Origin of the sequence: Phenylobacterium sp., from assembly GCF_019636135.1 — a bacterium.
GTDB lineage: Bacteria > Pseudomonadota > Alphaproteobacteria > Caulobacterales > Caulobacteraceae > Phenylobacterium.
This window is the reverse complement of sequence record NZ_JAHBYD010000061.1, coordinates 1-2,549: the sequence shown is the minus strand read 5'-3', so window position 1 is coordinate 2,549 and position 2,549 is coordinate 1. Positions and strand designations below refer to the sequence as shown.

Genomic DNA, 2,549 nt, shown 5'->3' with positions numbered 1-2,549 from the left:
TGCCGCTGAGCCCGGCGAAGTCGAGGCGGGGGATCGGAAGCCGGCCGAGGTCGGCGAAGCTCGCCTCGTGGAAGGTGACGTTGGCGAGGCCCGCGCGCGCCGCGAGGTCGCGGGAGCGGCGGATGTGCTCGGGGTTGATGTCGACGCCGTGGAACTCGGCGTCGGGGTAGCAGTCGGCCAGCACGCAGAGGGTGAGGCCCACGCCGCTGCCGAGGTCGGCGTAGGTGAAGGGGCGATCGACGCGCGGCGCGGCGCGGCCTCCGGTCCAGGCGGCCTGGAGCAGATGCGCCGGGCTCTGGAACGCGCCGAAGGCGGACGGGTAGATGACGTCGGTGGTGTAGTCGGAAGCGGGCTCGGCCATGCGGCGATGCTACCTCAGACCGGGCCGACGGGAAGGGCGGTCCGGCCGGGGCGCCGCCACCGGCCGGACCAGGACGCTGGGGGGAAGGTCACCAGCGATAGGTGACGGACGCCTCGATGTAGCGCGGGTCGTTCAGGCGGTAGTTGTCCTGCAGGCCGTTGCCCAGGGACGCCCCGGACTGGTTGGTGTAGTAGCGCTCGTCGAAGATGTTCTTGGCGACGACCGCGAACGACCAGTTCGCGTTCTCCACGGCCACGCGCCCGCCCCAGATGGTGAAGTCGCCGAGGACCGCGTCGTTCTCCGCGGCCTGGAAGCCGCCGTCCTCGTGGCGCACGTTGATGCTGGCCCGGAGCCGCCAGTCGGCCGTGATCGTCTGCGAGTAGATGACGTTGCCGCTCACCGAGTTGTCGCGCAGGCGGGCGAGCTCGTTGCCGGCCTGCACCGTCGTCAGGAACGCCGGCGGCTGCTTGAAGTGGCCGCTCTGGTGGCCGTAGGAGACCGTGCCCGTCAGCCGGCCCATCTCGGGCGGCAGCGGGGCGCGGACCGTCAGGTCGATCTCGACGCCGTTGGCCTTGGCGTCGCCGGCGTTGGCCAGGAACATGGCCCCGTTGAGCGGGTCCATCATCGGCGGGATGCCGTTGTTCAGGTTGGCCAGCATGTCCTTGTATTCGATGCGGTAGACGTTGGCGTTGAGGATGACGTGCTGATCGAACCACGAGCTCTTGAGGCCCAGCTCGTAGGTGATCGAGCTCTCCGGGTCGTAGGTGAACGGCACGTCGACCAGGTTGCAGCTCGTGCCCGGCACCTCGTCGGGCATGTTGCAGGGGTTGCCGAGCTCGGAGTTGAAACCGCCCGAGCGGTAGGCCGTGGCCGCCCGCGCGAAGGTCAGGATGTCGGGCGTCCACTGGTACGACCCGGTCACGCCCCAGGTGGTCTTCTGGAAGTCGAGGTCGGGCTTGGCCTGCGGGCTGCCGGGCGGGAAGTCGACGTAGCGCGGCTGGCCGTTGATGCGCACGGCGATGATCTCGCCCTTCTTGTTGTCCCAGCTCTGGCGGGCCTCGCCCGAGATCTTGAGTTGCTGGGTGATGGCGAATTCCAGCGAGCCGTAGACGCTGTAGGACTTGGAATTGAGCAGGGTGTTCAGGTCGCTGTTCGGGTCGATCGAGGTCATCGTCATGGCGTTGACGATGGGCGCGCGGCCCCGCTCGCGGATGTTGTAGTCGTCCTTCAGGTAGAAGAGGTCGGCGCCCACCAGCCAGTTGAGCCGCTCGGTATGGCCCTGCAGCCGCGTCTCGTGGAACGTGGTCCTGGCCTCGTCGGTCCGCAGGTCCTGCTGGGTGGCGGTGGTGAGCCCGTCGGGGTCGGTGTACCAGTCGCTCTTGCGGCGGCGGTGGTTGGTGGTCGAGTAGAGGTCGGCCCAGCCCAGGTCGTAGCGGATGGCCAGGTTGAAGTTCGACTGGCTCGAGGTGAGCTGGCTGCGCGCGTTGCTCTCGGCCACGTTGATCGGGGTCATGGTCGAGCGCGTCAGCACCACGCCGCCCGAATCGCTGTCCGAGTCGGCGTAGTCGGCGATCGCCACGATCTCGAGCCGGTCGGAGGGCTTCCAGCGCGCCGCGCCGCGGACCGCGCCGTACTTCAGGTAGTCGAAGCAGCTTCCGTCAGGGCGGCGGTAGATGCAGCCCGTCTGGTGCGTGTGGTCGGCGCCGAAGCGCAGCGCGAAGGTCTCGGTGACCGGGATGTTGGCGATGCCCTGCAGGCCCAGCGTCCTGTGGTCGCCGTACGAGACGGTGGCCTCGCCCTCCTTCCGGAACTGCGGCGCCCGGGTGATGGCGTTGATCGCGCCGCCCACCGCGTTGCGGCCGTAGAGCGCGCCCTGGGGCCCCTTCAGCGTCTCCACCCGCTCGATGTCGAACAGGTCGAAGCGCTGGAAGGTGCGGCCGCCGATGTTGCCGCCGGGGATGTAGGCGCCGTCGCGGTAGAGGCCGATGGCGGCGTCGGAGTTCGGCAGGCGCGCCTGGCCGGCGCCGCGGATGTTGGGCTCGGCGTTGGCCCTCGAGGCCGCGTCGATGAACGTCACGCCCGGGATGAACTGGATCAGTTCCCGCGTGTCGGTCGCGCCGCCCAGGTCGCGCAGCGTGTCGGCGCCCAGGGCGCTCACCACGGCCGGGATGTTCTGGACGTTCTCCTC

The 2,549-nt window shown here is 69.4% G+C and carries 2 protein-coding genes; both read right to left on the bottom strand.

What is annotated here, in order from left to right; translation table 11 throughout:
* Positions 1-361: class I SAM-dependent methyltransferase (locus KF737_RS22410; RefSeq protein ID WP_296460824.1), on the bottom strand; the 361-nt coding region annotated here is incomplete at its 3' end.
* A gap of 88 nt (positions 362-449) precedes the next feature.
* On the bottom strand, positions 450-2,549 hold a 2,100-nt coding region (locus tag KF737_RS22405), incomplete at its 5' end, for a TonB-dependent receptor (protein WP_296460821.1).